Source organism: Halorientalis litorea (genome assembly GCF_023028225.1).
In the GTDB taxonomy this organism is placed as follows: Archaea; Halobacteriota; Halobacteria; order Halobacteriales; family Haloarculaceae; genus Halorientalis; species Halorientalis litorea.
The window spans coordinates 1775370-1801478 of sequence record NZ_CP095482.1 but is presented as its reverse complement, the minus strand read 5'-3'; the positions used below and the strand labels follow the sequence as shown (position 1 = coordinate 1801478).

29 protein-coding genes, 2 tRNA genes and 2 pseudogenes are annotated in these 26109 nt (G+C 67.5%); 16 read left to right on the top strand and 17 right to left on the bottom strand.

What is annotated here, in order from left to right; translation table 11 throughout:
* Nucleotides 1-113 precede the first annotated feature (113 nt).
* The 5 genes from MUG95_RS09755 (at nt 114) to MUG95_RS09730 (ending at nt 5567) form a co-directional block, all read left to right on the top strand.
* Nucleotides 114-1331 (top strand): CaiB/BaiF CoA transferase family protein, encoded by a 1218-nt coding sequence (locus MUG95_RS09755; RefSeq protein WP_247006105.1) that lies wholly within the window; start codon nt 114-116, stop codon nt 1329-1331.
* The gene (locus MUG95_RS09750; protein ID WP_247006104.1) at nt 1331-2422 is read left to right on the top strand and encodes a LeuA family protein; all 1092 of its coding nucleotides are present in this window, start codon (nt 1331-1333) and stop codon (nt 2420-2422) included. The genes MUG95_RS09755 and MUG95_RS09750 overlap by 1 nt, the downstream gene beginning before the upstream one ends.
* A gap of 189 nt (nt 2423-2611) precedes the next feature.
* Nucleotides 2612-4057 carry a single-stranded DNA binding protein gene (locus tag MUG95_RS09745; RefSeq protein WP_247006102.1) on the top strand — a complete coding sequence of 482 codons (1446 nt, stop codon included), beginning with the start codon at nt 2612-2614 and terminating at the stop codon, nt 4055-4057.
* 62 nt (nt 4058-4119) lie between these two features.
* The gene (locus tag MUG95_RS16950) at nt 4120-4560 is read left to right on the top strand and encodes a histone (RefSeq protein ID WP_308219562.1); all 441 of its coding nucleotides are present in this window, start codon (nt 4120-4122) and stop codon (nt 4558-4560) included.
* A complete protein-coding gene (locus tag MUG95_RS09730) occupies nt 4557-5567 on the top strand; it encodes a histone deacetylase family protein (protein ID WP_247006101.1) in 1011 nt (336 codons plus the stop codon). The genes MUG95_RS16950 and MUG95_RS09730 overlap by 4 nt, the downstream gene beginning before the upstream one ends.
* Here the strand turns inward: MUG95_RS09730 and cca are convergent.
* Nucleotides 5546-6901, bottom strand: a complete 1356-nt coding sequence (cca, locus tag MUG95_RS09725) for a CCA tRNA nucleotidyltransferase (RefSeq protein WP_247006099.1) — start codon at nt 6899-6901, stop codon at nt 5546-5548. The two genes, MUG95_RS09730 and cca, sit on opposite strands and share 22 nt — an antisense overlap.
* Before the next feature lie 96 nt (nt 6902-6997).
* Here cca and MUG95_RS09720 point away from each other — a divergent pair.
* Nucleotides 6998-7102 (top strand) — tRNA-Asn (locus tag MUG95_RS09720).
* 55 nt (nt 7103-7157) lie between these two features.
* A tRNA-Ile gene (locus tag MUG95_RS09715) sits at nt 7158-7265 on the top strand.
* Between the two features lie 238 nt (nt 7266-7503).
* Here MUG95_RS09715 and MUG95_RS17100 read toward each other — a convergent pair.
* A pseudogene (locus MUG95_RS17100) lies at nt 7504-7665 on the bottom strand (DsrE family protein); the annotation flags it as partial.
* A gap of 30 nt (nt 7666-7695) precedes the next feature.
* A complete protein-coding gene (locus tag MUG95_RS09710) occupies nt 7696-9132 on the bottom strand; it encodes a dihydrolipoyl dehydrogenase (RefSeq protein WP_247006097.1) in 1437 nt (478 codons plus the stop codon).
* Between the two features lie 197 nt (nt 9133-9329).
* Between MUG95_RS09710 and MUG95_RS09705 the strand changes: the two genes are divergently transcribed.
* A complete protein-coding gene (locus MUG95_RS09705) occupies nt 9330-9872 on the top strand; it encodes a peroxiredoxin family protein (protein ID WP_247006095.1) in 543 nt (180 codons plus the stop codon).
* 9 nt (nt 9873-9881) lie between these two features.
* Here MUG95_RS09705 and MUG95_RS09700 read toward each other — a convergent pair whose 3' ends face one another.
* The 4 genes from MUG95_RS09700 to MUG95_RS09685 all read right to left on the bottom strand — a co-directional run bounded on the left by MUG95_RS09700 (nt 9882) and on the right by MUG95_RS09685 (nt 12637).
* On the bottom strand, nt 9882-11246 hold the full coding sequence (locus MUG95_RS09700) for a dihydrolipoyl dehydrogenase (protein WP_247006093.1): 1365 nt from the start codon (nt 11244-11246) through the stop codon (nt 9882-9884).
* 1 nt (nt 11247) lies between these two features.
* Nucleotides 11248-11673 carry a winged helix-turn-helix transcriptional regulator gene (locus MUG95_RS09695; RefSeq protein ID WP_372608171.1) on the bottom strand — a complete coding sequence of 142 codons (426 nt, stop codon included), beginning with the start codon at nt 11671-11673 and terminating at the stop codon, nt 11248-11250.
* A gap of 79 nt (nt 11674-11752) precedes the next feature.
* A complete protein-coding gene (locus tag MUG95_RS09690) occupies nt 11753-12328 on the bottom strand; it encodes a helix-turn-helix domain-containing protein (protein WP_247006091.1) in 576 nt (191 codons plus the stop codon).
* 54 nt (nt 12329-12382) lie between these two features.
* The gene (locus MUG95_RS09685; protein WP_247006089.1) at nt 12383-12637 is read right to left on the bottom strand and encodes a helix-turn-helix domain-containing protein; all 255 of its coding nucleotides are present in this window, start codon (nt 12635-12637) and stop codon (nt 12383-12385) included.
* Nucleotides 12638-12808: 171 nt separating this feature from the next.
* On the opposite strand from MUG95_RS09685, the gene MUG95_RS09680 reads away from it, so the two are divergent.
* Nucleotides 12809-13237, top strand: a complete 429-nt coding sequence (locus tag MUG95_RS09680) for an HTH domain-containing protein (protein ID WP_247006084.1) — start codon at nt 12809-12811, stop codon at nt 13235-13237.
* Here the strand turns inward: MUG95_RS09680 and MUG95_RS09675 are convergent.
* From MUG95_RS09675 to MUG95_RS09665, 3 genes are all read right to left on the bottom strand, one after another.
* A complete protein-coding gene (locus tag MUG95_RS09675; protein WP_247006083.1) occupies nt 13232-13660 on the bottom strand; it encodes a hypothetical protein in 429 nt (142 codons plus the stop codon). The two genes, MUG95_RS09680 and MUG95_RS09675, sit on opposite strands and share 6 nt — an antisense overlap.
* Nucleotides 13661-13777: 117 nt before the next feature.
* The gene (locus MUG95_RS09670) at nt 13778-14740 is read right to left on the bottom strand and encodes a sulfite exporter TauE/SafE family protein (protein ID WP_247006081.1); all 963 of its coding nucleotides are present in this window, start codon (nt 14738-14740) and stop codon (nt 13778-13780) included.
* Nucleotides 14737-15294 carry a carboxymuconolactone decarboxylase family protein gene (locus MUG95_RS09665; protein ID WP_247006079.1) on the bottom strand — a complete coding sequence of 186 codons (558 nt, stop codon included), beginning with the start codon at nt 15292-15294 and terminating at the stop codon, nt 14737-14739. The genes MUG95_RS09670 and MUG95_RS09665 overlap by 4 nt, the downstream gene beginning before the upstream one ends.
* A 106-nt stretch (nt 15295-15400) precedes the next feature.
* On the opposite strand from MUG95_RS09665, the gene MUG95_RS09660 reads away from it, so the two are divergent.
* Nucleotides 15401-16099, top strand: coding sequence for an NAD(P)H-hydrate epimerase (locus tag MUG95_RS09660; protein ID WP_247006077.1), 699 nt, complete (start codon nt 15401-15403; stop codon nt 16097-16099).
* Nucleotides 16100-16156: 57 nt separating this feature from the next.
* Here MUG95_RS09660 and MUG95_RS17050 read toward each other — a convergent pair.
* Nucleotides 16157-16300: pseudogene (locus MUG95_RS17050) on the bottom strand (DUF3179 domain-containing (seleno)protein); the annotation flags it as partial.
* A 106-nt stretch (nt 16301-16406) separates the two neighbouring features.
* Between MUG95_RS17050 and MUG95_RS09650 the strand changes: the two are divergent.
* From MUG95_RS09650 to MUG95_RS09640, 3 genes are all read left to right on the top strand, one after another.
* Nucleotides 16407-17267 (top strand): SDR family oxidoreductase, encoded by an 861-nt coding sequence (locus MUG95_RS09650; RefSeq protein ID WP_247006075.1) that lies wholly within the window; start codon nt 16407-16409, stop codon nt 17265-17267.
* Nucleotides 17260-18273 (top strand): patatin-like phospholipase family protein, encoded by a 1014-nt coding sequence (locus MUG95_RS09645; RefSeq protein WP_247006073.1) that lies wholly within the window; start codon nt 17260-17262, stop codon nt 18271-18273. The genes MUG95_RS09650 and MUG95_RS09645 overlap by 8 nt, the downstream gene beginning before the upstream one ends.
* Before the next feature lie 271 nt (nt 18274-18544).
* Nucleotides 18545-18814: a HalOD1 output domain-containing protein gene (locus tag MUG95_RS09640; protein ID WP_247006072.1), complete on the top strand. Its 270-nt coding sequence runs from the start codon at nt 18545-18547 to the stop codon at nt 18812-18814.
* Nucleotides 18815-18913: 99 nt separating this feature from the next.
* On the opposite strand, the gene MUG95_RS09635 is transcribed toward MUG95_RS09640, so the two are convergent.
* Nucleotides 18914-20245: a hemolysin family protein gene (locus MUG95_RS09635; protein WP_247006070.1), complete on the bottom strand. Its 1332-nt coding sequence runs from the start codon at nt 20243-20245 to the stop codon at nt 18914-18916.
* Nucleotides 20246-20573: 328 nt separating this feature from the next.
* Between MUG95_RS09635 and MUG95_RS09630 the strand changes: the two genes are divergently transcribed.
* A complete protein-coding gene (locus MUG95_RS09630) occupies nt 20574-21443 on the top strand; it encodes a type II CAAX endopeptidase family protein (protein WP_247006068.1) in 870 nt (289 codons plus the stop codon).
* A 107-nt stretch (nt 21444-21550) separates the two neighbouring features.
* Here the strand turns inward: MUG95_RS09630 and MUG95_RS09625 are convergent, their stop codons facing one another.
* Nucleotides 21551-22303: a DUF7537 family lipoprotein gene (locus MUG95_RS09625; RefSeq protein WP_247006066.1), complete on the bottom strand. Its 753-nt coding sequence runs from the start codon at nt 22301-22303 to the stop codon at nt 21551-21553.
* Between the two features lie 103 nt (nt 22304-22406).
* Between MUG95_RS09625 and MUG95_RS09620 the strand changes: the two genes are divergently transcribed.
* Complete coding sequence (locus tag MUG95_RS09620) at nt 22407-23489, top strand: iron transporter (protein ID WP_247006064.1); 1083 nt, start codon at nt 22407-22409, stop codon at nt 23487-23489.
* A 69-nt stretch (nt 23490-23558) separates the two neighbouring features.
* Here MUG95_RS09620 and MUG95_RS09615 read toward each other — a convergent pair whose 3' ends face one another.
* Nucleotides 23559-23756 (bottom strand): hypothetical protein, encoded by a 198-nt coding sequence (locus tag MUG95_RS09615; RefSeq protein WP_247006062.1) that lies wholly within the window; start codon nt 23754-23756, stop codon nt 23559-23561.
* Nucleotides 23757-23799: 43 nt separating this feature from the next.
* On the bottom strand, nt 23800-24072 hold the full coding sequence (locus MUG95_RS09610) for a hypothetical protein (RefSeq protein ID WP_247006060.1): 273 nt from the start codon (nt 24070-24072) through the stop codon (nt 23800-23802).
* A gap of 84 nt (nt 24073-24156) precedes the next feature.
* Between MUG95_RS09610 and MUG95_RS09605 the strand changes: the two genes are divergently transcribed.
* Nucleotides 24157-24897 carry an SDR family NAD(P)-dependent oxidoreductase gene (locus tag MUG95_RS09605; protein ID WP_247006058.1) on the top strand — a complete coding sequence of 247 codons (741 nt, stop codon included), beginning with the start codon at nt 24157-24159 and terminating at the stop codon, nt 24895-24897.
* A 58-nt stretch (nt 24898-24955) separates the two neighbouring features.
* On the opposite strand, the gene MUG95_RS09600 is transcribed toward MUG95_RS09605, so the two are convergent.
* Both MUG95_RS09600 and MUG95_RS09595 read right to left on the bottom strand, forming a co-directional pair.
* Nucleotides 24956-25360: a DUF4864 domain-containing protein gene (locus MUG95_RS09600; RefSeq protein ID WP_247006056.1), complete on the bottom strand. Its 405-nt coding sequence runs from the start codon at nt 25358-25360 to the stop codon at nt 24956-24958.
* 60 nt (nt 25361-25420) lie between these two features.
* The gene (locus MUG95_RS09595) at nt 25421-26077 is read right to left on the bottom strand and encodes an HAD family hydrolase (RefSeq protein WP_247006054.1); all 657 of its coding nucleotides are present in this window, start codon (nt 26075-26077) and stop codon (nt 25421-25423) included.
* Between the last annotated feature and the right edge of the window lie 32 nt (nt 26078-26109).

The window sequence follows — 26109 nt, the reverse complement described above, 5'->3', positions numbered from 1 at the left end:
GACGGCTGAAGTTATGTGTTCGCATTGCCCGAACCGCGTCGACGGGAACGCACGGACCCACTCGCCGCCAGTCGGCACAACGGCTTTTCACCCGGGGTGCCTGTAATAGCACCATGACTGCGAGAGCGCGACAGGGACCGTTGGACGGCTTGCGCGTCATCGACATGTCGGGTATCATCAGCGGAGCCTTCGCGACGACGCTGATGGGCGATTTCGGGGCGGACGTGGTGATGGTCGAACACCCCGAGGTGGGCGACCCCATCCGCGAGTGGCCGGTGATGACCGAGGAGGGCGTCTCGCTGGCGTGGAAGTCGTTGGGCCGGAACAAGCGGTGCGTGACGCTGGATTTGGCGACGGAGCGAGGGCGGGACATCGCGCTCGACCTCGTCGCGGACGCCGACGTGGTGTTCGAGAACTTCCGCCCGGGGACGATGGAGCAGTGGGGCCTCGGTCCCGAGGACATCCACGCGGTCAACGAGCGGGCAATCATGGTCCGGCTCTCGGGGTACGGACAGACCGGCCCGAAGTCACAGAAACCGGGCTTCGGCACCATCGCGGAGGGTATCGCGGGCTGGGCACACGCCAACGGGTTCCCCGACCGGGAACCGCTGTTGCCCCCCATCGCGCTGGCCGACCAGACCGCCGCGCAGTTCGCACTGCAGGCCACGCTGATGGCGGTGTTCGAGCGCGATGTCGGCCGTGGCGGGAGCGGCGAGGGACAGGTAATCGACGTGTCGCTCACCGAGCCGCTCTGGCGGCTGTTCTTCGGCGAGGTGGAGGCCTACGACTACGATGGTCACGTCCGCGAGCGGACGGGCAACCGCCACCCCAGCACCGCACCGCGGAACATCTACGAGACGGCCGACGGGTACATGACCCTCTCGGCGTCCAACCAGAAGGTCTTCGAGCGAGTCGCCGAGGCCATCGGCAAGCCCGAACTGATAGACGACCCGCGCTTTGCCGACAACGAGACGCGGGTCGAGAACGTCGCGGCACTGGACGCGGAAATCGAGGCGTGGACGCGCCGGCACACGACCGAGGAGGCAATCGAGATACTGGAGGCCCACGACGCCATCGTCGGTCCCGTCTACGACATGGCCGACATCCGCGCGGACGAGCAGTTTCGAGCGCGTGACGACTTCGTGACCGTCGACGACCCGGACGTGGGCGAAATCGAGACGTTCGGCCCGATACCGAAGTTCTCGCGGACGCCCGGCGACGTGGAGTTTCTCGGTCCCGCTCACGGCGAACACAACTACGAGGTGTACGGCGACGAACTGGGCTTCTCCAACGAGGAACTCGCCGAACTGGAGGTCGAGGGGGTCATCTGATGCTCCTGAACGACGTGACGCTCCGCGAGGGCGACCAGATGCCGGGGCGGTCCTACACCGCCGACCAGAAGATAGCCTGCGCCCGCGAACTGGACGCGTTGGGTCTCCCGTTCATCCAGCCGGGCTTTCCGGCGACGGGCGAGAAAGACCGGGCGGTCGTCGCGACACTCGCCGGAACGACCGACGCCGAAATCGTCGCGCTCGCCCGGGCACTCGAACCCGACATCGACGCCGCCGTCGACGCCGACGCGGACGTCGTCGAGGTGTTCGTCTCGGCGTCGGACCGGCACCTCGAACACCTGCTCGGGACCGCCCGCGAGGAGATGCTGACGATGCTGGGCGAGGCCGTCGAGTACGTCCGTGACCGGGGCGGGACGCCGCACGTCACGCTTGCCGACGCGTTCCGCACGGACCCCGCCCACCTGCGGGAGATATTCGCGACGGTGCCGGACGTGCCGTTCGTGACGCTCGCGGACACCGTGGGCGCGCGCACGCCGGTCACCGTCCGCCGGCACCTCGACGCGCTGGACGAGGCGGTGTCGTTCGACCGCGTGGGCGTCCACTTCCACGACGACATGGGCTGTGGGACGGCGAACGCGCTCGCGGCCTACGACGTGGGCGTCGGGAAGGCGGACGTGAGCGTCGCGTCGCTGGGCGAACGGGCCGGGAACAGCGCGCTCGAAGAAGTCGTCGCCGCGTGTGCGGTCGACTTGGGCGACGACCTCGGGGTCGATACGGAGACGCTGGTCCCGACCTGTCGCTCGGTGTTGGCGAGGCTCGGGGAGGGGTACGACGAGCGCAAGGCCGTGCTGGGCAGGGAGATACACGAACACGAGTCGGGCATCCACACAGCCGCGATGCTGGCCGACCCCGCGACGCTGGAGCCGTACGACCCGGCCGAATTCGGCGGGGAGCGCCATCTCGTGTTCGGCGCGCCGACGGGCGAGAGCGGGGCGCGGACGCTCCTCGACCGCGCCGGCGTCGACCCCGACCCGGAGACGGTGCAGGTGTTCCGGGAGCGACTGGCCGAGCGTGGACCGCTCGACCTCGACTCGGCACTCGCGCTGGCGGCCGAGGAGTTCGCAGAGTGACCGCACCGTCCGCGGGCACGGGGCGGTGCCGGGGGGTCCGCGGCCGGCCACCCGTCACCGTTTGCTAAACTATTTCGGGCTTGCCGCTACTATACTCGCTGAGAGTGACGGGTCCGAGGACCCGTGGTCACGAGCAATGGATGGGAAACGAACGACGACAGAGCCAGTACTGAGGAGGGACACAGGACAATGGGTGCGATAGAGGACGTGTACGCGGACCTCGACACGGACGTGTCCGAAGAGGAGTTCCGCGAAGCGGTCGAACAGAAAGTCGAACAGATGGGGGGGCTCGCCGACGACGAGACGGCGGCGATGCTCATCGCTCACGAACTGAAAGACGGCGAGGTCAACGGCATCGCCGACATCGAACCGGGGATGGACGAGGTGAAGTTCATCGCACGAGTGACGAAAGTCGGCGACCTGCGAACCTTCGAGCGCGACGGTGAGGACGAGGACGGCCGCGTCCTCAACGTCGAGGCGGCCGACGAAACCGGGTCGGTCACCCTCTCGTTTTGGGACCAACAGGCCGCGGCCGCCGCCGACGGCGAACTCGAAGCGGGCGACACGCTCCGCATCAAGGGCCACCCGAAGGACGGCTACAACGGCCTCGAAGTGAGCGTCGACAAGGTCGAACAGGACGAGGACGCCGACATCGACGTGAACCTCGACGGGCGGACGACCGTCGACACGCTGACGCTGGGACAGTCCGACGTGAACGTCCGCGGGTTGGTGCTGGACACCGAGTCCGTCCGGACCTTCGACCGCGACGACGGCACCGAGGGACAGGTCGCGAACCTCGCGCTGGGCGACGAGACCGGACAGGTCCGCGTGACGATGTGGGACGAACGGGCCGAGCGCGCCGAGGAACTGTCGGCCGGGACGGCCGTCGAGGTGGTCGACGGCTACGTCCGCGAACGCGACGGCGACCTCGAACTCCACGTCGGCGACCGCGGTGCCGTCGAGGAGGTCGAAGACACGGTCGAGTTCACGCCCGAGACGACGCCCATCGACGCGGTGGAGATCGACCAGACCGTCGACATCGGCGGGGTCGTCCGGTCGGCCGACCCCAAGCGGACGTTCGACCGCGACGACGGGAGCGAGGGACAGGTGCGGAACGTCCGGGTCCAAGACGAGAGCGGCGACATCCGCGTCGCGCTGTGGGGCGACAAGGCCGACAAGGACCTCCGGCCCGGTGACGAGGTGTTCCTCGCGGACGTCGAGGTCGACGACGGCTGGCAGGACGACCTCGAAGCGTCGGCGAACTGGCGGTCGACGGTCGTCGTCCTCGACGACGACGCGACGAACGTCTCCACAGGCGGTGCCGACGAGGCGGGCGGCGACGACGAGAACGCCGGTCTCGGGCAGTTCGCTGACGGCGCGGCGGGCGACGGCGGTACGACGACGGGCGACGCGACGGCGGGGTCGGCCGAGACCGACGGAGCCGACGCGGCCGCCGACGCGGAAGCCCCCGTCGAGTTCACCGGGACAGTCGTCCAGACGGGCGACCCCGTCGTCCTCGACGACGGCGAGGAGACGATGAGCGTCGAGACGAGTGCGACCCTCCAACTCGGGCAGGAGGTCACCGCACGCGGACACGTCGAGGACGGTCGGTTAGACGCCGACGACGTCTTCTAGCGGCTAAGCGACCGTGAACAGCCACGAAAAGGCTTAAGAACGCAACAGCCCCGGTACATCGTATGAGTGTCGAGCTCCCGTTCGCGCCGGTCGATACAGTCATCCGACGGAACGCAGGCAACCTGCGCGTGAGCGCGGGGGCGGCAGAGGAGCTCGCACGACGCATCCAGCGACGCGGCGCGCGACTGGCCGTCGACGCCGCCGAGTCGGCGACGGCCGACGGACGGAAGACGCTGATGGCGGACGACTTCGGCGTCGAGACGGTGCCGGAGAAGAGTTCGTTGGAACTGCCGGTGGCACCGGTCGACCGCATCGCACGGCTGGACATCGACGACGCCTATCGGGTGTCGATGGACGCGCGCATCGCCCTCGCGGACGTGCTCGAATCCTTCGCCGACGCCGTCGCCGCGGCCGCGGCCGAACTCGCCCACCACGCCGGGCGGCGGACGGTGAAAGCCGAGGACGTGACGATGTACTTCGAACTGGCCCAGTACTTCGAATGAAATTCGGCTACCACGAGGACTGCCTCGACCACACCACAGGGTACCGCCACCCCGAGAGTCCCGACCGTCTCCGGGCGATTCGGCGGTCGCTCGCCCGCAAACACGGCGTCGAATACGTGGCCGCCGACGCCGCGCCCGAGTCGGCCGTCCGAGCCGTCCACGACGACGAGTACGTGGACTCGTTCAAGAAGTTCTGTGACGACGGCGGCGGCGAGTGGGACGCCGACACCGTGGCCGTCGAGGCGACGTGGGACGCCGCGCTGGCGGCCGCCGGACAGGCGATGTGGGCGGCGGAACGAGCCATCGACGGCGACGCGGGGCGAACGACGCCGTTCGCGCTCGGCCGCCCGCCGGGCCACCACGCCGTCGCGGACGACGCGATGGGGTTCTGTTTCGTCAACAACGCCGCCGTCGCCGCCCGGCACGTCATCGAGGAGGGACAAGCCGACCGTGCCGCAATCTTCGACTGGGACGTCCACCACGGCAACGGCATTCAGGACATCTTCTACGAGGACGGCGACGTGTTCTACGCCTCGGTCCACGAGGACGGCATCTACCCCGGGTCCGGCGACGTGGAGGAGACTGGTGCGGGCGACGGCGAGGGGACGACGCTGAACGTCCCGTTCCCCGCCGGGAGCGGTGACCCGGAGTACTGCGCGGCCGTCGACGACATCGTCGGCCCCGCGCTCGTCGACTTCGACCCCGACGTGGTGCTTGTGAGTGCGGGCTTCGACGCCCACCGCCACGACCCCATCTCGCGGATGCGGGTCTCGACGGAGGGGTACGGCGCGCTCGCGGACCGCTTCCGCGACATCGCCGACGACGCCGACGCGGGCCTCGCGTTCGTCCTCGAAGGTGGGTACGGCCTCGACACGCTCGCAGAGAGCGTCAGTATGGTCCACGAGGTGTTCGACGGCCGGGAGCCGGTCGAACCCGACGATGACCCTGCAGACCGGGCACTGGGCGTCCTCGAATCCGTTCGTCGTCAGGGCTTCGGCGAGAAGTAACGCGCGAGTGCCGGCCCGAACTCCTCGCACAGCACCGCCGTCTCGTCGCCGACCAGCACCTCGTAGCCGTCTTCGAGTGCCGTCTCGACGTGGGCACCCAGTGCGACTTCCAAGAGAGCGTCGCTGTCGAGGAACTCGGTCGCGGTCGAAAACGCCCGCTCGCGCTCGACGACGTAGCGGTCGTCCGCGACGAAGGGGCCGTACACGCCGTCGTCGTCGGCGTAAGCCCCGCAGAAGCCCTCGGCGTGGTCGCGAACGTGGACCGGCGGCCCCTCGTGCCGTTCGACGCGTGGCCGCTCGGTGACCGCGAGTTCCGCGAAGACCACCGCGTGGTCGTCGGCGAAGGCGTCGGCCCGGAACACGTCGAACCCGCGCCGGTCGAGTTCGTCCGTGACGCCAGAGAGTGACTTCCTGAGTTGTGGCCACAGTTGGTCCTCGACCACGTCGGGCGCGTCGAACCGGACGGCGACAGGCGTCGTCCCGCGGTCCGCGACAGCCTCCCGGAACGCGGCCGGGTCGAGCGGGGCCGGGTCGTCCGGTTCGAACAGGCCCTCGCGCGGGTCGGCGAGGAGCTCGCGGGCGTAGTGTTGGAACCGCGCGAGGTTCGCCGCCGAACAGACCGCCGCGACGTTGCGCCCGGGGTCGGTGGGGTCGACGACGACGAGCGGCGTCTCGAAGGTGGTCTCCCCGTGGGCTTCGGGGTCGAGTTCGACCGGCGGGTGCCAGTCGGCGGCGGCGTCGAGGAGCGGCCGGAAGCCGCCGTACTCGACGACGAGCAGTTCCGTCAGGTAGCCCGAGAACCCCCGCGTCTTGAGGTCGCTCCCGTACACGCCGATACCCTTCAGGAAGGCCTTGCAGACGCGGACGGCGTCGGCGAGGTCGTCGTCGAGTCGGTCCTCCAGATAGGCCGTGTGGAAGGGGGTGCGGTCGACGGCCGACTGGATGGCCGTCGCGTCGGCCACGTCGTAGCAGGGCACCAAGTCGACGGTGAAACCCTCGAACTCGCCGACCGTGTAGGGGTGTTCGGCGTACTCTTCGCGGCCGTCCGGGAGAACCGCCCGTCCGATGCGGAGGCCGTACTCTTCGAGTCGCTCGCGGTCGAGGTCCGGCGGGAACTGCACGAACAGGTCCACGTCGCGGTCCCCCGCCAGCCACGTCCCGCGGGCGGTACTGCCCACGAGGACGATGTCGGCCTCGACCGGAAGGTCCGCGACGGCGGCCGCCGTGCGTTCGGTGAGTCGCTCGGTGACCGCCCGGAGGCGGTCTCGTTCCTCGGGGTCGGGCGTGACCCGTTCGCGGACTCGTTCGACGACGGCCCCGAACTCGTCGCTCATGTCCCGTCGTTTCCGGTGACCGAGTGAAAGCGTGTCGATGCCGGGACGAAACGAAAACCCTTTCAATCGACTCGGGGGTAGAAGAGAGTGCAACGGGCCGCCGTAGCTCAGTTGGTAGAGCACCTCGCTGTTACGGCGAGTAGGTCTCGCCTGTTCGCCGCAGAGACGAGGTTGTCCCAGGTTCGAATCCTGGCGGTGGCGTTCTCCCCCTCTCCCGATAGGCTAAAGACGGGGCGGGCGGAATTTCGGCACACGAGGGCCCTTAGCTTAGTCTGGTTAGAGCACCCGGCTCATATCAACTACTGTCCGTTCGGCAGGGTTGTGAGACACCGGGCGGTCGGTGGTTCAAATCCGCCAGGGCCCATGGAACCGCGCCGCACTGCGGCGCGTGTGAGACGTAGCCCGCGGATTCGAAGCAGGGAGCAACTCGTTGCGACTGCGGTTCAAATCCGCCAGGGCCCATCCATAGTTTGCACGATTGTGAGCCAACGATTTCACGCCACAGGGTGATTGAGAAGGTTAATTTATATTCTGTTGTTGCTTTCAGGTCAGATTTAGCCACCGCCGCCCGTTGCGGAGTGCCAGTTTCACTCCACCACCGTTCAGAACGTGACAATCTGGTAGTCGTCGTCGACTAGCGACTGAATGCTCGGGTGGCCATCGTGGTTGTCGAGCGTCACCACGCCGGGGTCTGCCACAGCCTCGTCGACACCGAACGCGCCCGCACAGAACTCACAGGCCGACGCGTCGTCGCGGACGGTCTGGTTTACAGGTGGGTGAGCTATCGGAACGAGTTAGTGGTCGTGTTGGTGATGACTGCCACCGCGCGAGAATTGCCCGGAGAAGGCCCGCTGGACCACCTCCGGGAGGGCCGGATGGACGTGGACGGACTCGCGGATGTCCCGCACCGTTCCGGACCCGGCTTTCATCGCCACGACGACCTCCTGTATCAGCGTCGAGGCATCGGGACCGACGACGTGACAGCCCAGAATCTCGCCGTCGAGGTCCACGATGGCCTTCACGAACCCGTCGGCGTGCATCGCGTCGCCGCGGGCAGTGTCTTCGTAGCGGTACGTGTTGGTCGCGTACTCGCGCCCTGCGTCCTGGAGGTCCGGTTCGCGGGCCCCCACGCCCGCCACCTCCGGCGAGGCGAAGACGGCGTACGGCATCGCGGTGTAGTCGACCGGTTCGAGGTTCTCACCGTAGACGTTCCGGGCGACCGTCCGGGCCTCGTGGTTCGCACTGTGTTTCAGGAGATACTCGCCGACGATGTCGCCCAACGCCCACACGCCGTCGGCAGTGGTCCGCAGGTACTCGTCGGTCTCGACGAACCCGTCGTCGTCAGTCTCGATGCCCGCCGCGTCGAGGTTCAGCGTGTCGGTGTTGGGCACTCGACCGGCCGCCACCAGCAACTCCTCGCCGGTGGCGGTTACGGTCTCCCCGCCCTCGACGACGCCGCCGTCGGGGCCGTACTCGTAGGGCCGCGCTTCGACGGAGACTCCGTCGCCGTTGGCCGAGACGGCCGTGGCAGCGTGGCCGGTGTGGAGTGTAAATCGGTCGGCGTACAGGTCGGTGAACGCCGCGGCCACCTCGGGGTCTGCCTCGGGGAGGAGGTACGGACGGCGGCCGACGACGGTCACGTCGGTGCCGAACGTCCCGAAGAAGTGCCCCAACTCGGCCGCGATGTACCCCCCGCCCACGACGACCATGCTGTCCGGCGGTGTTTCGAGTTGCAGAGCCTCGGTGCTGGTCAGGTAGTCCACCCCGTCTATCCCGTCGATGTCGGGGACAGCGGGCCGGGTTCCGGCGGCGACGAGGACCGTCTCCGCACGGAGGCGTGCCCCGTCGTCCTCGCCACCCGAGACGTCCACCGTGCGCTCGTCCACGAACCGGGCCTCGCCCTCGAACAGCGTGTGCTGGGACGACGAGCGGAGCCCACGCCGGATCGATGCGGCGTCCTCGGCCACGTCCTCGGTGACCTCGCGCACGATGTCCCCGAAGGCCACGTCCTCGACAGTGGCTTCGATACCGAACTCGTCGGCGCGTTCGATAGTCTCGAGCACGTCGGCGTGGTACAGGAGCATCTTCGAAGGGATACAGCCACGGTTGAGACAGGTCCCGCCGAGTGGTCCCTTCTCGACGACGGCGACGGACTCACCGCGGTTGGCCGCGACGCTCGCCACCTCGAGGCCTGACCCCGAACCGATGACCAAGAAGTCGAACTCCTCCATGCCCACCGTGATGCCGTCCTCGCTATTGAACCCCCAGTTACGGTCGAGTGACCCGCTCGGAGCCAGCAGTCTCCCGGCACGAGCGGGTTCGACCCGAACGCACTGCGGTTACGCTCGCGTATCCCGGTTGCCGTCCGCTTACCGGCTTACCCGGACGTTACAAAATAGTGATGGGTTTGCCGCGGGAACGACGAGCTGTGTCACAGCACGCTCCCGAGGAGACGGCCACGCCGTCGTTCGAGTTGCCGAACGTCGGCGTCGGGCCGGACCCCCTCTCGCTCGCACAGGTCGCCGAGACGGCCGACTTCGCCGTCTTGCTCCTGCTCCGGGACTACCACTGCCCGAAGTGCAAGGCACAGGTCCAGTCGGTGGCGGAACAGGCACGGTCGTTCGCCGAGCTGAACGCCGCGGTGGTCCCGATTCTGCCGGACTCCCGGGAGAAGGCCGCCGACTGGCAGGACTCGTTCGACCTCCCCTTCCCCCTGTTGGCGGACCCGGGCAAGGAAGTCGCCGAGAAGTACGACCAGCCCACGCGGTTCGGCGCGCTGGGCCAGCTCCACGACGTCATCGGGCGGATGCCCGAAACGGTCATCCTCGACACGCGCGAGGGTGACCCCGAAATCGTCTACGCCTACGAGGGCGAGACGCCGGGCGACCGGCCCGACGTGGAGACGATGGTCGAGGAGGTCGAGAACCTGCAGGAGGCGTTCGTCTTCGACTGTGACCTCGTGGACTGCTGACGCGCGGGGTCAGACCGGCACGTCCTCAAAAGCGTACTCGACGGCCTTGTTCAGCGTCGGGTGGGCGTGGATGGTGTCCCGGATATCGTGGACGTGGCCCGACCCGGCCCGCATCGCTACCACCACCTCGTGAATCATCGTGGTCGCCTCGTAGCCCAGTGCGTGACAGCCCAGAATCTCGCCGTCCGGCGCGGCGAGTACCTTCACGAACCCCGCGTCGAGTTTCTTCGCCCGGCCCATCGGCGTGTCCGGCAGTGACTGCCGACCGACGACGTACTCCCGGTCGGTGTCGGCGAGGTCGGCCTCCGTCTCCCCGACGCCGGCCATCTGTGGCTCGGTGAAGATTGCGTGGGGCATCGCGGTGAAGTCCGCGGTGGCGTCGCCGTCGTGGACCGCGTTCTCGACCACGGTTTCGGTCTCGTAGTCACCGGAGTGTTTGAACATCGCGTTGTCGGCGATGTCGCCCTGCGCCCAGACGTTCTCGGCGGACGTTTCGAGGCGGTCGTTCGTGACGACGAAGCCGTCGTCGTCCGTCTCGATACCGGCGGCCTCGACCGAGAGCGTGTCCGTGTTCGGGCGGCGACCGAACGCGGCCAGCAGTTCGTCGCCCGAGACCCGAATCTCGTCGCCGTCCTCGGCCTCGGCGTGTGCGACGACACCGTCGCCGTCGGATTCGACGGCAGTGACGCGGTAACCGGTGTACACGTCGTGGCGGTCGTGTGCGATATCGGTGAACGTCTCGGCCACGTCCGGGTCCTCCCGCGGCACAAGTGAGTCGAGCATCTCGACGATGGTCACGTCGGTCCCCATCGACTCGAAGAAGTACCCCAACTCCACGGCGATGTACCCGCCGCCCAGAATCACGAGCGAGTCGGGCTGGTCGCGAAGGTACAGCGCGTCGTCACTCGTGAGTGGGTCGACCTCGTCCAGTCCGTCGATGGGTGGGACCAGCGGGCGGGACCCCGCGGCGACCACGACCTTGTCGGCACTGACACGCTCGCCGTCCACGTCGACGGTCCGCTCGTCCACGAACTCGACGTACTCACCGTACAGCGTGAGGTTCTCACGCTCGCGGTAGTCGTCGGCCATCCCCTCGGCCAGTCCCGACAGCGTCTCGTCCATGTCGTCGACCACGGCGGCGAAGTCCACGCCCTCCAGCGTGGCGTCAACGTTGAATCGGTCGGCCTCGCGGACGTGATTGGCGGCCGTCGCCGCCTGGATGAGCATCTTCGAGGGGTTACAGCCCCGGTTCAGACACGTCCCGCCGAGCGGCCCCGGCTCTATCAACGCGGTGTCCAGTCCCGCGTCCGCGCCCGCCGCCGCGACGTTGTTCCCGGTGCCGCCGCCGACCACCAGCAGGTCGTGGTGGGCCATCTCACTCGCCCTCCGCCGGTGCGACGGCACGTCCGTCCCCCGATTCGGGCTGGTCGTCGGCGTCGTAGGCGTCCCCCCACGAGACCATCTCCTCGATGAGCGGTTCGAGCGACGCGCCGCGCTCGGTGAGCGCGTACTCGACTCGGACCGGACTGTCGCTGACGATGGCGCGTTCGACCACGCCGGCGGCGTCGAGCGCGTCGAGGCTCTCAGAGAGCATCTTCGAGGAGATGCCGTCGACGCGGCCCTTGAGCGAACTGAACCCCAGCGGGCCGTCCGCGAGGAGGTGGTAGACGATGGGCGGATGCCACTTCCGGCCGACGATGTCCTGCATCGACACCAGCGTCTCGTCGACGTCGGTGGACACCGAGGCGGTACTGCGGTCGATACCGGGCCGTTCGGTCGCGTAGTGTGAGTCCGAACTCATGGGTGGACCGACGCCAGCCACCCGTATGAAGACGCTTCCGAGGCGCGTCGCCGCTCCACGTCACCGGTAGATACTTGTATCAGGACTCGCGCTCGAACCGTTCCCAGAACACCTCGTCCAAGCCCTCGCTGTAGTCCTCGTCGAGGTACTCCGCTTTGGTGACGTTGGCCTCCTCGATGAGCACCGCCGCCTCGCCCGCCCACGCGTAGAATCCCACGAGCGTCTCCCGGCGCATCGTCGCCACGTCGATGGAGTGGTAGACGTTGACGAAGCCGCCGTCCTCGCGGTTGAGCTGTGACTTCTGGAGGAGGCCGATGTCCACGAGGCGGTTGAGATACCGGCGGACGGTCGACTCGTCGTAGCCCAACTCGTCGGCCACGTCGGCCGGTGGCATCGGGCCGTCGCCGATGACACAGAGGCAGATGTCGAGTCCGGGCTTGGGGAGGTCGAACGCGTCCAGCAGGACCTGCTTGATGTCGGGCGGTTGCACGTCGATTGCGAGGTCGGTCACTCGCTCCATCGGCTCGCCGTGACAGGTCATCCCGCCGTCGCAGTCCCGCAAAGTGAGCGCGACGTTCTCGCAGTCGTTGCACTGGTAGATACCGTACTGCCGGTCGCGCAGGTCCAGTTCGGTCCCGCTGTCGTCGTCGGTCATGTGGGTCGGTCGGTACTGGAGTGTCACGGGCCGGGAGCAAAATAGTGTGCCCTCTCACGGGTCCGGGTCGACCACCACCACGTCGCCGTCACAGTCGAGCGCGAGGAGTTCGCGTGCGGTGACCGTCGGGCGATATCCCCCTTCGACGGCGGAGAGCAGGTCACAGTCGGCCAGTCGCTCGAACCGGGCCGCGACGGTGGCTGGCGGCACGTCGAGGTCGGTTGCCGCGTCGGTGGCTGTGAGCGGGCAGCCCTGCTCGTCGTAGCGGTCGACGACGAACGCGAGCAGCCGGGTCGGGGACACGGTCATGGGAGTTGGTGCCGATTGTTCCGACGTTCGAGTCAGGCCACAATACGCCTTCCGTACCTCCGACTCACCCCGTTACGCGAACCTCAGTCAGGCTCAAACGGCGGTCACGAAAAGTGACTCGCGTGCACCAAATCCGAGACACGCGTCGCCGCCACGACGGAGCCGGGTAACGTGTCGGAGCGACCGCCGCGAGCGGAGCTGTTCGTCCGCTCGCTCGCGCCGACCGACGCCCGCGACCAGCAGGAGCAGGTGGTCGAGCGGCTCCGGACGCTCGACGCCGAGGGGCGGGTCAGTACCCTCGACGTTCGGCTCTGTGGCGAGTGTGTCTGCCCCGAGTCGGTGACCGCCGAGACCGAACCCGGCAGGCGGCTGCTCGACCGGTACGAGGCCTTCCGGCAGTGGGCCGACGAGCGGGGCCGCGAACTGGTCGGGTTCGAGGAACGGGATACGAAGTCACTGCTGACGGGGTCGCGGGTCACGGGCATCGTCTTCCCGCGAATCGTGCTCGCCGAGTACCGGGACGGCGACCTGACCCACGTGACTCCCTCGCGGAACGGTACCGAGCGAACGAGCGTCAGCGACCGGCTCGACGCCCTATAGGACGCCGACGCCGACGAGCGCGCCGAGGACGACGCCGTAGACGAGGTGGAAGAAGGTGAACATCGCCACCTGCGGCGGCTCCGGCTCCATCCCGAGGACGATGCGCATCCACAGGACCGCGCCGACCACCGTCAGGCCGAGCCCGTAGGCTATCCCGAGCCCAACCGCCGTCGTCAGCGTGACCGTCAGACCCAACAGCGGCACGGCGAGCGCGAACGCCACGCCAGCACCGAGCCCGTACAGCATGTGCAGGGCCATCCCGGGCATCATGTAGTCCTCAGGCGGGCCGTCGCCGACGTACTTCGCCCACAGCACCGCCGTCGGCGGCGGTGAGTCGTCGCCCAGTGCCATCATGAAGACGGTCATGACTATCGTCGCCACTACGCCACCCGCGAGTCCGTTGACCAGAGTTGCTTGTACCATGTGTGTGACCACTCCGTGCAGGTTCGCCCGGAAAACAGGTTACTTCTGGTAACTGCTTTGCGACCGGGGTACAAATGCCGTGTTGAGGTTCGCGAAAGTCCGTTACACGGAGGTAACTCAGGCGAGGACGAACTCGGTGACGAGGATGAGCGTCCCCACGAGGCCGAAGACGATGCCCAACCCCACCTCCATCAGGTCGCTCGGGAGGTACTTGCCGACCCGGGTCCCGACCGTGCCGCCGACGAGGACGCCGGGAATCGACCACGCGACGACGTACCAGACCGGCGTCGCAGTGAGCGCGTGGACGAGTGCCCCGGCCGCGGCGGCGATTGCGAGGACGAACACGCTCGTCGCCACGGCCACGCGCGGCGGCACGCGACAGCGCACGACCAGTTGTGTGGTCACGATTTCGGGCAACCCCGCACTGATGAGGCCGGTGACGAACGCGCCGACCGTCGAGAGCGCGACGCCCGGCGGCCGCCAGCAGGTGTCGTAGGTGAACGTCTCGCCGTCGGCGGCCTCGACGGTGGTCGTCCCGCGGCCGGTGTTCTTCCGCCGGAGGTACTCGCCTTCACACTCCCCGGGGACACACTCCTCGGCCGGGTCGTAGTAGACCAGAAAGCCCCCGAGGACGAGCAGGCCGACGCCGAAAATCGCCTTCAGAACGTCCGGGTCGACGAAGTGAGCGGCGAACGCGCCGACGACCACGGCGGGGACCGCCCCGACCAGCAACCACTTCGCGGTCTGGAAGTCCACGACCCGCTGTTTGACGTACGAGCGCAAGCCGTTGCCCATCCCGAACACCTCCGTCAGCAGTCCCGCGCCGATGGCCTGGGAGGGCGTCAGGCCGACGCCGAGCAGGAAGAAGGGGCTGAAGAAGAGTGCCCCCGACACGCCCGAGGCCAGCGCGACCGTCGAGAAGGCTATCGAGGCGGGGAACACCCACCAGTGAGCGAGAAAGCGGTCCACCGGGAACCCGGCGGGGACGGGCACACCGCCGCCTGTCGCGCCGAGTGCCGTCCCGGCCGTGACGGCGACGCCGACAGTGACCAGCGCGCCGCCGACCAGTCGCCGTCTCATCCGAACAGCTCGGCGACGGTTTCGTCCTCGGGCGTCCACCCGACGAACTCGCCGCCCTCGAAGGGCAACTCGACCGAGGCGACGTAGTTGCAGAGTCCGACGTAGAAGTCCACGAGCAATCCGACGGCGACGATCTCGCTCGGGTCGTAGTGGCGTGCCAGCGCGGCGTGAATCTGGTCGGTCACCTCCCCGGTCGCCACGGCTTCGGCGTACTGACAGAGGACGAACTCCGCCTCGGGGAACGCGGAGAAGTCGCCGCCGCCGATGGCCCGCATCTCGTCGGTTGCGACACCTTTCTCGCGGGCGATGTCGACGTGCTGGTGCCACTCGTACCGAGCCCCGCGAGTCCACGCCACGGTCAGGATGACCAGTTCCTTCCGGCGCGGCGTCAACTGGTCGTAGAGCGTGTTCAGGTACTCCAAGGTCGCTTCCAGCACGTCGGGGTTGTGCGCCCAGGCCCGGAAGATGTGCCGGTCCCCGAGATACTCGTCGGTGAACAGGTAGTGGTACTCCTCGGGGATGTCGTCGATGTCGAGCAAGTCCACGCGCGTCATGGCCCCTGGTTCCACGCCGGGCGGAAAAACCGTAGCTCACGCCGCAGTAACCCGGTGAGCCGCGGGTCGGGGCAGGCTTAGGTGCGTGGCCGAGGAACCGGCGAGTGTGTCAGAGACGTTCCGGACTCCGGGCGGCGACGTTCCCGCCGTCACCGCCGCCGAGATGCGCGAGGTGGACCGCGTGGCCGTCGCGGACGTGGGCGTGACCCTCCTCCAGATGATGGAGAACGCCGGCCGTGGCCTCGCCCGGGCGGTCCGGTACGCCACCGACGGCCCCGTGACGGTGCTCGCGGGAAACGGCGGGAACGGCGGAGGCGGCCTCGTCTGCGCTCGCCACCTCGCCAACCGCGGCCGCGAGGTCCGGGTGGTCACGGACCGGAGCCCCGACGAACTGGAGGGCGCGGCGGCCCACCAGCACGGCATCCTGTCCGCGATGGACGTGCCCGTGACCGTCGGCCCGGACGCGGTTCCGGCGTCGGGACCGGTCGTGGACGCGCTGGTCGGCTACGGGCTGACGGGACCGCTGGGCGGCACGGCCGCCGAGATGGCGACGGCACTCGCCGACGACGGGCCAGTCGTCTCGCTGGACGTGCCCTCGGGCGTGGACGCGACGACGGGCGACGCCCCCGGCCCGCACGTCCGCCCCGACCTGACCGTGACGCTCGCGCTGCCGAAGACCGGACTGACCCCCGACCAGTACTGCCTCCTGCTCGCGGACATCGGCCTCCCGGCCGTCGTGTTCCGGCGGGCCGGTATCGACTACCGGAACCCCTTCGACGGCGGCCTCGTGACGCTGCAGGGGTGACCCGGCGGCCGGCGACCGGTCCCCGGGACCGTCGCCGCCGCGGACCGGCTGGAGGACGACGCCGTCGGTATAAGCGTCCGCGAACTCGGCCCACGTGGCCGTCGCCGTCAGAACCGTCGTGAGCCGACGGCCCTCGAACGCGCCGGCGAGGCACTCGCCCGACGGCTGTCGCCACTCGGAGTCGGTCTCGCGGTCGTACATCACGAGGGCGTCGTCGGTTTCTCCTTGCTTCCCCTCCAGTGACCGGGTTACCCGGGGGTGAGATGACGTTATCCGCGCGGGACGGGTCTGTTCGGTAGAGTCACGAATGACCGACGACTTCGACCTCAGCGCGCCCGAACTGACGCGAGACGACCTGCTCGTCCTCGAGGACCCGTACTTCCACGACGGGACCGTCGCCATCGTGACGGGGGCGGCCTCGGGCATCGGCCGGGCGACGGCCGTCGGCCTGGCGGCCAACGGCCTCACCGTCGTCGGCGCGGACATCGACGAGGACGGCCTGAACGAGACGAAAGCCATCGCGGACGACCTCGGCGCGTCGGGACCGATTCACGCCGTCGAGAGCGACCTCACGGACGACGAGGACGTGGCGGCGGTCGCGGAAACCGCCGCCGCCGAGGGTGACCTTCGGTTCGTCGCCAACATCGCCGGGATGCAACACATCGCGAGCATCCCCGAGTTCCCGATGGAAAAGTACGACCTCCTGACCGACATCATGCTCCGTTCGCCCTTCAAAATGGCACAGGAGACGATGCCGTACATCCGCGGGACGGACGACGGGCACGGGGCAATCGCGAACATGTCCTCGGTCCACGGCCACTACGCGACGAAGGACAAGCCCGCCTACATCACCGCCAAACACGGCATCACGGGACTGACCCGTGCGATTGCGGCCGAGGGCGACGGCACGCTCCGTGGCTTTTCGGTCTCGGTCGGGTACGTCTTGACCCCGCTGATGGTCAACCAGATTCAGGACACGGCCGTGGAGCGGGACATCTCCGAGCAGGCAGTCGTCGAGGACGTGATGCTCGGCCAGGCCCGCACCAAGGAGATGATGACCCCTGCGGAGGTGGCGAACCTCTTCACGTTCGGCTTCTCCAGTCACGCCGCCCACCTGAACGGTGCCGACCTGCTGTTCGACGGCGGCTACACCCACACCTATGAGTGAGGCCACAGGCGAGACAGCCGACGGCGAGGACACCACGAACGTCGCCATCGCTTGCCAAGGCGGTGGGAGTCACACCGCGTTCACTGCTGGCGTCCTTCAGCAGCTCCTCGAGGAATGGGACGACGAGTACGAACTCGTCGGAATCAGCGGCACGTCCGGCGGTGCCTACAACGCGCTGGCGGCGTGGTACGGTATCGTCACCGGCGACCACGAGACGGCCGTCGACATCCTCGACGCCATCTGGGACGACCTCGCCGCCGATAGCTGGTCGGATAAGATGCTGAACCAGTGGGTGACGGGCGTGAGCCGACTCGAGAGCACCGGCTTTCCGTTGCCATCGCTCAGCCCGTACCAGATTCCCGGCCCCGAAGTCGGGAAAGAAGAGATTACCGAGACGCTCGAACGCCACCTCGACTTCGACGCCATCGCGGACCTGTGTACCGCCGACGCCCCGGAACTGGTCGTCGGGACGGTCAACGTCAACGCCGGCGTCTTCGAGACGTTCACGAACGAGGACGTCACCACCGACGCGGTGCTGGCGTCGGCCGCCGTCCCCAACCTCTTCGAGGCCGTCGAAATCAACGGCCACTTCCACTGGGACGGCTTGTTCTCCCAGAACCCACCCGTCGACGACCTCATGGCGGTCCCACCGGAGCGCAAACCCGACGAACTCTGGGTCGTCCAAATCAACCCCCAGGAGTTCGAGGGAGAACCGACGACGATAGACGTCATCGCGGACCGCCGCAATGAACTCTCGGGCAACATCTCGCTCAACCAGGAGTTGCGGTTCATCGGACGCGTCAACGAGTGGGTCAGGGAGGGCCACCTCCCGGCCGACCAGTTCTCGACGACCGAGGTCCACCGCATCGAGATGGGCGAACGGTTCCACTGTTCGACGAAGGTCGACCGTGACCCGGCCTTCCTCGACGAGTTGATGACGCTGGGTCGGGAGCGTGCGTCGGCGTTTCTGGCGGAACGACAATCCGAGGCACCGGGTAGTCGATAGCCACTCTCCAGATGCGCGGCTAGAGTTGCTGTCTCAGGCTCTCAATCCACTCGAAACTACTGGCTCACGGCCCTGCAGATTGCGGATCCGCCAAGGCCCATCGAATCGCGCCGCACTACGGCGCGTGCGCGCTGTAGCCTGCGGCTTTGAGGGAGGGGTCGCATCGGTGAACTACCGACTGTCCACGAATATAGCTGAGCCGGTCAGTACGGCAACTTCCGTGATATATAATGGCGATAAGTCATTTGGACGGATAGTCGAATTTGGGAGTATGGGAGACACGCAAGATTCTTACTACGAACCAGCGGGTGGTGAAGAGCTAAGCACGTCAGTCGTGACGGCGGTTGCAAGAGCTCACGACGAGAATGTGCTCGAACAACAGTGGCGTATTAGTGAAGATATCAACACGGACGCACTGGACGGCCTGTTCAACGAGAGTAATCTCAAGATGAGCCTCCAGTTCGAGGCAGATTCGTCGATGGTAACTATCGTTGCCGACCAGAGCGGGGACCCGGTCATCAAAGTCGAATCACACCGCTGAGTCTGCGGACAAACCGAGTGGCCAGTTCGGCACCCCGTTCTAAAGGTAGACGGGGGTGTGCGGTCGGACGGGCCCAGACGAGGGAGTCAGGACACCCGCTCACTCCACCGCCGGGTCGTCGGTCTCGCTCTCGTGGACCCACACCGTCGAAATTCGGGTCCCCTCGACGCCCGTCACCTCGACGACGTGCCCGGCGACTTCGACGCGGTCACCGAGTTCCGGCGCGCGGTTGAGGTGTCCGAGCACCAGTCCGCCCATCGTTTCGACCTCCTCGCTCTCGAAGTCGCCCGCGAGGGTGTCGTTCACTTTCGACAGTTGGACGCCGCCGTCGATGTCGTATCCTTCGTCGTCCCGCCGGCGTATCGAGGGTTCACGCTCGTCGAGGTCGAACCCATCCCGAAGGTCACCGACGAGTGCTTCGACGATGTCCTCGACCGTTGCGATTCCCTCGAATACACCCCACTCGTCGATGACTGCGGCCATCTGCTGTCGGTCCTCCCTGAACTGTATCAGGAGGTCCCTGATGGTCATCGTCTCCGGGACGACGAGAATCTCGCGGGCGAGGTCATCGACTCGCTCGGCGTCCCCGTTGTCCACTTCCGCTCGCAACACGTCCTTGACGTCGACGAATCCGACCGCTTGGTCGCCCTCCTCGGCATCGAGGACCGGATAGCGCGTGTGTCCGGCCTCCAAGACGACCGCATGGAGGTCGGAGAGCGTGGCGTCCGCCGGAACGCTCACCACGTCCGGCCGTGGGACCATGACCTCCCGCACCAAGATGTCGTCGAGGTCGAAGACGCGCTCTATCATCGTCACTTCTGCCACGTCGATGTCCCCGCCCTCGCCGGACTGTGTGAGTACCCGGAGGAGTTCCCGCTCACCGAGTGTCTCGTCCGTCTCGGAGGCGGGCGGCACACCGAGCGACCGGGTAAACGCGTTGGCCGCTCCGTTGAAGACGACGATGCCCGGGTAGAGCACGTAGTAGAAGAGTTTCATCGGCGGCGCGAGGAACAGCGAGAGTCGCTCGGTCTGGGCGATTGCGAGTGTCTTGGGCGCGAGTTCCCCGAAGACGACGTGGAGAAACGTGATGAGGCTGAACCCGACCGCAAACGCGACGAGGTGGACGAGATTCGCCGGGAGAATCGGTGCCAAGACGGGGTCGATGAGTGCCGCCACCGCGGGTTCACCGACCCACCCCAGTCCGAGCGAAGCGATAGTGATGCCGAGTTGCGTCGTGGCGAGGTAGTCGTCGAGGTTCGCCATCACTTCTTGGAGCGACCCCGAACCGGGCCGCCGCTCCTCGGCGAGTTGGTCGACAGAGGTCCCCCGAATCCGGACGAAGGCGAACTCTGCGGCGACGAAGAAGCCGTTCAGTACCACGAGAACCAACGCCAAGACGAGTTGTGCCGCCGAGAGCGCGACGTTCACCATCGATGGTCCCGGAGGGTCCCGCCGTTCGGTTGGAGTGTGTCCATACTCCCGCATCCCGTTCCATTCACTAAAAGCCCCTAAACGGAACGCGGGGGACCGACTTCTGGCGGTGGTGAATCAATATCGGTTCCTCCCGACGAGCGTCGCTGTACTCGGGAGACTGCTGCCGACAGTCCCGTAGGTTCTGGACGACACCGTTCGGTTCGTGTGACCGAACCGTACGGGCACGCCGGGTGACGATACCGTAGCCGTGTGCTGAAACAGCAGCATGTGCCGGTCAGTTGCCCGTCCAGTAACGGTATCACGGTCGGCGTGGACTGTCTCGCAAATGTCACCCTCCATTCGTTCGCTGGTCGACCGCCATCGCATCGCCAGCTTTCTGCTCGTCACCTACGCGTTCACGTGGACGATACAGGCGTACCTCGTCGTGACGGGGATGGGAGCGTCTTGGACGTTGTCGATTCTCGCCGGGTTCGGGGGGTTCGGGCCGCCGGTCGGTGCGGCAGTCGTCGTCTGGGCGTCGGGCGGCAGTCTACGGGCGTGGTTCGGGCAGTTTCTGCAGTGGCGCGTCGGTGCAAAGTGGTGGCTGCTCGCGCTCGGACTCCCGCTCGTCATCCTCGCGGCCGGGAGCGCGCTGTTCGTTTTCGTCGGCGGCCCGGTCGACGTGAGCGCGTTACCGTCACCGCTCATCTACCTGTTCGTGCTGGCGTGGGGCACCATCTGGGGTGGCGGACAGGAGGAACTCGGCTGGCGCGGGTTCATGCTCCCGCTCCTTCAGGACCGGTACAGCGCGCTCGTCTCGAGCCTCTTGGTCGGTGCCGCGTGGACGCTCTGGCACCTTCCGCTCCTGTTGAACGCCAACACGACTCACGGCGGGTGGCCGCTCTCCCAGCAACTCCTCTGGGGAGCCACCATCTTCGCGGGGTCCATCCTCTGGACGTGGATGTACAACTCGACCGGGAGCGTCCTCGCAGTCGCCGTGTTCCACGCCGGCATCAACAGTATGGGGCTGTACCATCCTGCCGACAAGGACGCACTCGTCCCCGGCGGCGTCCCCGACCCGTGGCTGAATCTCCTCGCCGAGGGGACGGCTGCGGTGGTGCTCGTGGGCCTCGTAATCACACTGGTTGTGGTTTACGGCCCCGAGCGACTCGCGAACCGCGATGTGCCCGGGCCGGCGGTCCTCGGACTCGAGTGATGCTGTCGCCAGCCGATGTGATACTCACGAGGGGGCCGTAGCCCTCGATCTCCCCTTGCGTACGCCCTTTCTGCTCACTGTCGAGCGGGAGACGACGGTGAGACGCCCTACCCGTCCGCGTCGTCCGCTGCCTGACTGGCCCACGCCGGTTCGGTGACCGTCGTCGAGCCGACGCCGTCGTATCCGATGTCGAGGGTGTAGACGTACGTGGTGTTCTCGTTTACCTGTCCGGTCAGCCGGGTCGTGAGCGAGCGGACGACGCCGTCGTCGGTGACCAGCAGACGGCTCTCGACGTGGGTCACGTCCGAGGAGGAGAACGGCCCGACGGTCCGTGGCTGGGCCAACCCGAGGCCGTCGCTCGTGACCGTGTAGTTGTGGAGCAGTTGCCCGTCTCGCTCGACGGTCCCGCGGTGTGTGTAGTTGAGCCCGTCGAACTGGCCGTCGAGGTTCGGGCGGACGTAGCCGGTGACGTTCACGTCGTCCGCGGCGACCGTTTCGACGCGGGACTGCCCCTGCGCGGAGACGCGACGGACGGCGGTGCCGTTCCCGTCAGAGTACCCCTCGACGACGGCACGGTCACCGAGACGCTGACGGACGTAGAGGGCCCCCGTGGCCGTGTTCACTCGGGCGGTGACGTTCTGTGAGGGTTGCTGGTCCGACCCGTCCCGTGCCGAGATACTCGTCGAGGCGTTGTACCGGAACGAGTCGCTCGATTCGATGGTCTGCTGGTGCCCGTCGAGAACGTCGGGCATCGTCGTCGATGGGCCGTACACTGGCTCGCTGTCCATCGGCGCGGCGTTGCACCCCGCGAGGACTGCGAGGGCGACCACCCCGAGACTGAGGAGCGTGCGCGTGTTCATCAGTTCCGGGTACCCCCCGCCGACTGAAAAAGCGTTTTCTCTCGGTGTGGGGGCGTCCGCACCAGACCGCAACCGGCTTTTTCCCCGGACCCGAATCGAAGATATGGACCGCCGTACGTTCCTCCAGACCGGCACCGTCGCCGCGGGGTCGCTAACGCTGGCCGGGTGTTCCGGCCTGTTCGAGACCGAGTCGCGGGCAATCGGCATCCCGCCGGTGCCGGAGGACCGGCCGGACGGCGTGTACGTGCCCGGCCACATCGAGGGGATGGAGATGTCGGGGATGGAGACGACCGGTGACTACGCGTTCGGCCTCATGTACAGCTACCCCCACCGGTTCTGGAACGTCAACGGAGGGGACACGTCGCTCACGGAAATCGACGACGGCGACGACGTGCATCTCATGACGAGCGTGTGGGACCCCGAGACGGGTACCGTCCTCCCGGACACGGGCCTGAGCGCGGCCGTCTACCGGGAGGGCGAGCTGGTCACCGAGGAAGTCATCTATCCCATGCTCTCACAGCCGATGGGGTTTCACTACGGCGCGAACTTCGGGTTGGACGGCGACGGCACCTACACCGTCGAGTTGAGCGTCGGCGCGATGTCCACCCGGCGAACCGGGTCGTTCGCCGACCGCTTCGGCGACCCCGCGACCGTCGAGGTCCCCTTCGAGTACAGCCAGCAGGCCAAAGAAGAGATTTCCTTCGAGTTGCTGGACGAGCGGGCGACCGAACGGGGTGCGGTCGACCCGATGCAGATGGAGATGGTTCCACAGTCGACCGCACCGGCAGAGAGCGAGTTACCGGGCCGCGTCGTCGGGTCCACGATGAGCGACGACGCCCGGTTCGTCGTGACGGTCCTCGACGAATCCCCGGCCGGTATCGACGCCGACGGCGAGTACCTCGCCGTCTCGGCGCGGACGCGGTACACCGAGAGCGTCGTCCCCGCGATGGGGTTGGCGGGGACGCTGACCCGCGACGGCGAGACTGTGTTCGACGGCGAGTTGACGCGGACGCTGGACCCGGACCTGCACTATCACTACGGGACTGTCGTCGACGAGGTGCAGTCGGGGGACGAACTCACGCTGTCGGTCACGGTCCAGCCACAGACGGCCCGCCACGAGGGGTACGAAACCGCCTTCGGCGGCGTGAAAGGGGAGATGCCCGACGCGACGCTGACCGTCGAGTGACCGTTCGGCGGCCACCTCCGCGACAGCACGGCAGGGAGGTGTGGCCCCCTCGACACGGACTGTCGCCGCTCAGTCCTCACGGGTGCCAGTAATCGTTATCACGCCGAGCGAGAGGAAGGCGACGGTGCTGGCGATTTTCCACAGCGGGCCGGGGGCATAGACGGCAGCCCCCAACGCGAGCGTGAACCACGCGAGCGCGAACGCCCACACTTGCCACTCCGGCGGGTCACGGTCACGCTCGAACTCCGGCGAGTCGCGCACGCTCACGTTTGGCCGTCGACCGGCAAAAGCCGCTCGCGGAACCGACGGGTCAAGCGTCCCACGGCGTCGTCTCGTCCCCACGGGGCCGCTGGTCGCGGGTCGCCTCGCGGCCGGCCGCGGTCAGTCGCCACCGGCGGACCCCACGGTGCGTGTTGAACCCGACCAGTCCTTGGAGCGCGAGTTGCTGGAGGTGGGTCGTCAGGTACGGGCCGGGCGCGTCGAGGTCGGCCGCGAGCGTGGCTGTCGGCACCGCGGTCCGGTCCCGGTGAGCGAGCGCGGTCAGCACCGCATCGGTGGTGAGGGCGTCGAGCGTCACGGTCATAGCAGGGACGCCGGGCACTCGAATCTGACGGGGTTGCACGTCCGCCACACGTGTTTTTTCAGCCTGTACTACCTAACCCGAGCGATGCAGGACCTGTACCCAGACCTGTCGGGACGGACAGCTCTCGTGACTGGTTCCGCGAAGCGCGTCGGCCGCGAGGTACTGCTCAGGCTCGCGGCTGCGGGGGCCGACGTAGCAGTTCACTACCGGACGAGCGCGGACGACGCCGTGGAGACGGCCGCGGCGGCACGCGACCACGGGGTGGCGGCTACGACCGTCCAAGGCGACGTCACCGACCCCGACGCCGTCGACGACCTCTTTGCCACCTGCGAGGCCGACCTCGGGGCCGTCGACGTGCTGGTCAACGCCGTCGGCCCACTCCCGCAGGGTGAGTGGGACGACCTCTCGCTGGCGGACTGGCAATCGACCGTCGCTGGGAGTCTCTACGGGACGTTCCTCTGTTCGCGACGGGCACTGCCGGCGATGCGTGAGCAGGGGTGGGGTCGGGTCGTCAACTTCGGCGTCGCCGACGCGCGTGACGACCGGTCGGTCCCGATGAACTTCCCGTACTTCGCGGCGAAGAAGGCAGTCCTCATGTTCACCCGCACGCTCGCCCACGACACCCAGAACGACGGTATCACGGTCAACGCCGTCTCACCGTTCGCCGTGGAGAACACCGTCACCGACCCCGCAGAGTTCCCGCGGGGCCGACCGGCGTCGTTCGACGACGTCGCCGCACCGATTCTGTTCTTCTGTAGCGACGCCGCCGCCTACATCTCCGGCCAAAACGTCGCCGTCGACGGCGGACGGTTACAGGAGGCTTGACGGCGGCAGGCAGTCCGAACAGGACAGGACTGCCCCGGCCGGTCCGTGACGGTGCCGCTCAGGAGACGACCACGCGGTCGGTGAGCCAGCACCCGCGGAACGGACCGGTCGACTGCACCGACACCCCGAACGTGTAGGTCCGCGTCCGGCCGTCGGGACCGGTAACGGTCACCCGCTGTTCCGCGTAGTTCGCCGTTCGGTCGACCGGCCCGCTGACCGCCTCGACGTGGTCGACGAGTGGAGCGTACCGCGGTGAGGTGACCATCGCGACGAACCGGTCGCGCGGTCCGGTGTTCCGACGGTTGGCCGGTGACGCGAAGTTGTACGCGGTCAGAATCCCGGCGTCGTCGAACGGGTCGTCGTTGGTCGAGAGCGCGTCGAGTTGGAGCGCGATGACGTCGTCCGGGCCGAAGTCCGGGTCCGGTGTGGCGAGTCCCTCGACGGGATGGTCGGTGTCGGACATAACTGTCTATTTCCCGGTCGTACGGGCCAGAGCCGTATGAACGTCGCGGCCACCCAACGTTCAGCCGAGGAGCGCGGCCACCTCGTCGAGACCCGCGAGGTCGTACGTCGGGGTCACTGTGAGAGTCCGGTCGGCGTTGTGCGACCGCCGAAGAAAGGCTACGTCGACACCGGCCCGCCGTGCGGCTTGGATGTCGGTCTCGCTGTCGCCGACGTACAGCGGCGTCGTCGCGTCCAGACGCTCGACCGCCGCTGTCAGCAGTGCCGGGTGAGGTTTCTTCCGGTGGAGGCTGTCGAACGTCGACTCGCGGGCGTGAACCGCCGCAAACAGGTCTGATATGTCGTGATGGTCGAGGATGTACGAAACCGTCCGCGCTTGATTGTTGCTCGCGATTCCGAGCGGACAGTCGAGGTCCCGCAACACACCGATATCGTCGTAGGGGCCCTTCGCACCTGTAACCGTCGCGTCCTGCAGTGCCTCGTGGACCGCCGCCTCGCGGTACTCCCACAGCGTCGCAGGGTCGAGGCCATGCCGTCCGGCGACCGCCCGCACGTCCTCGGGGTCGACGCCGACGGTCAGCTTGTCGATATCGGCCGGTCGTGGGTCGGTGACGCCGGCGGCCGCGAACGCCGCCGCTACCGCTTCGGTGACCGTCTCGGACGCGGCCATCCCCACCAAGACACCGTCGTGGTCGAGTACCAAACCGTCGTAGGCCATCGACGGACATCACGGGCTGCGGAAAGGTGAGT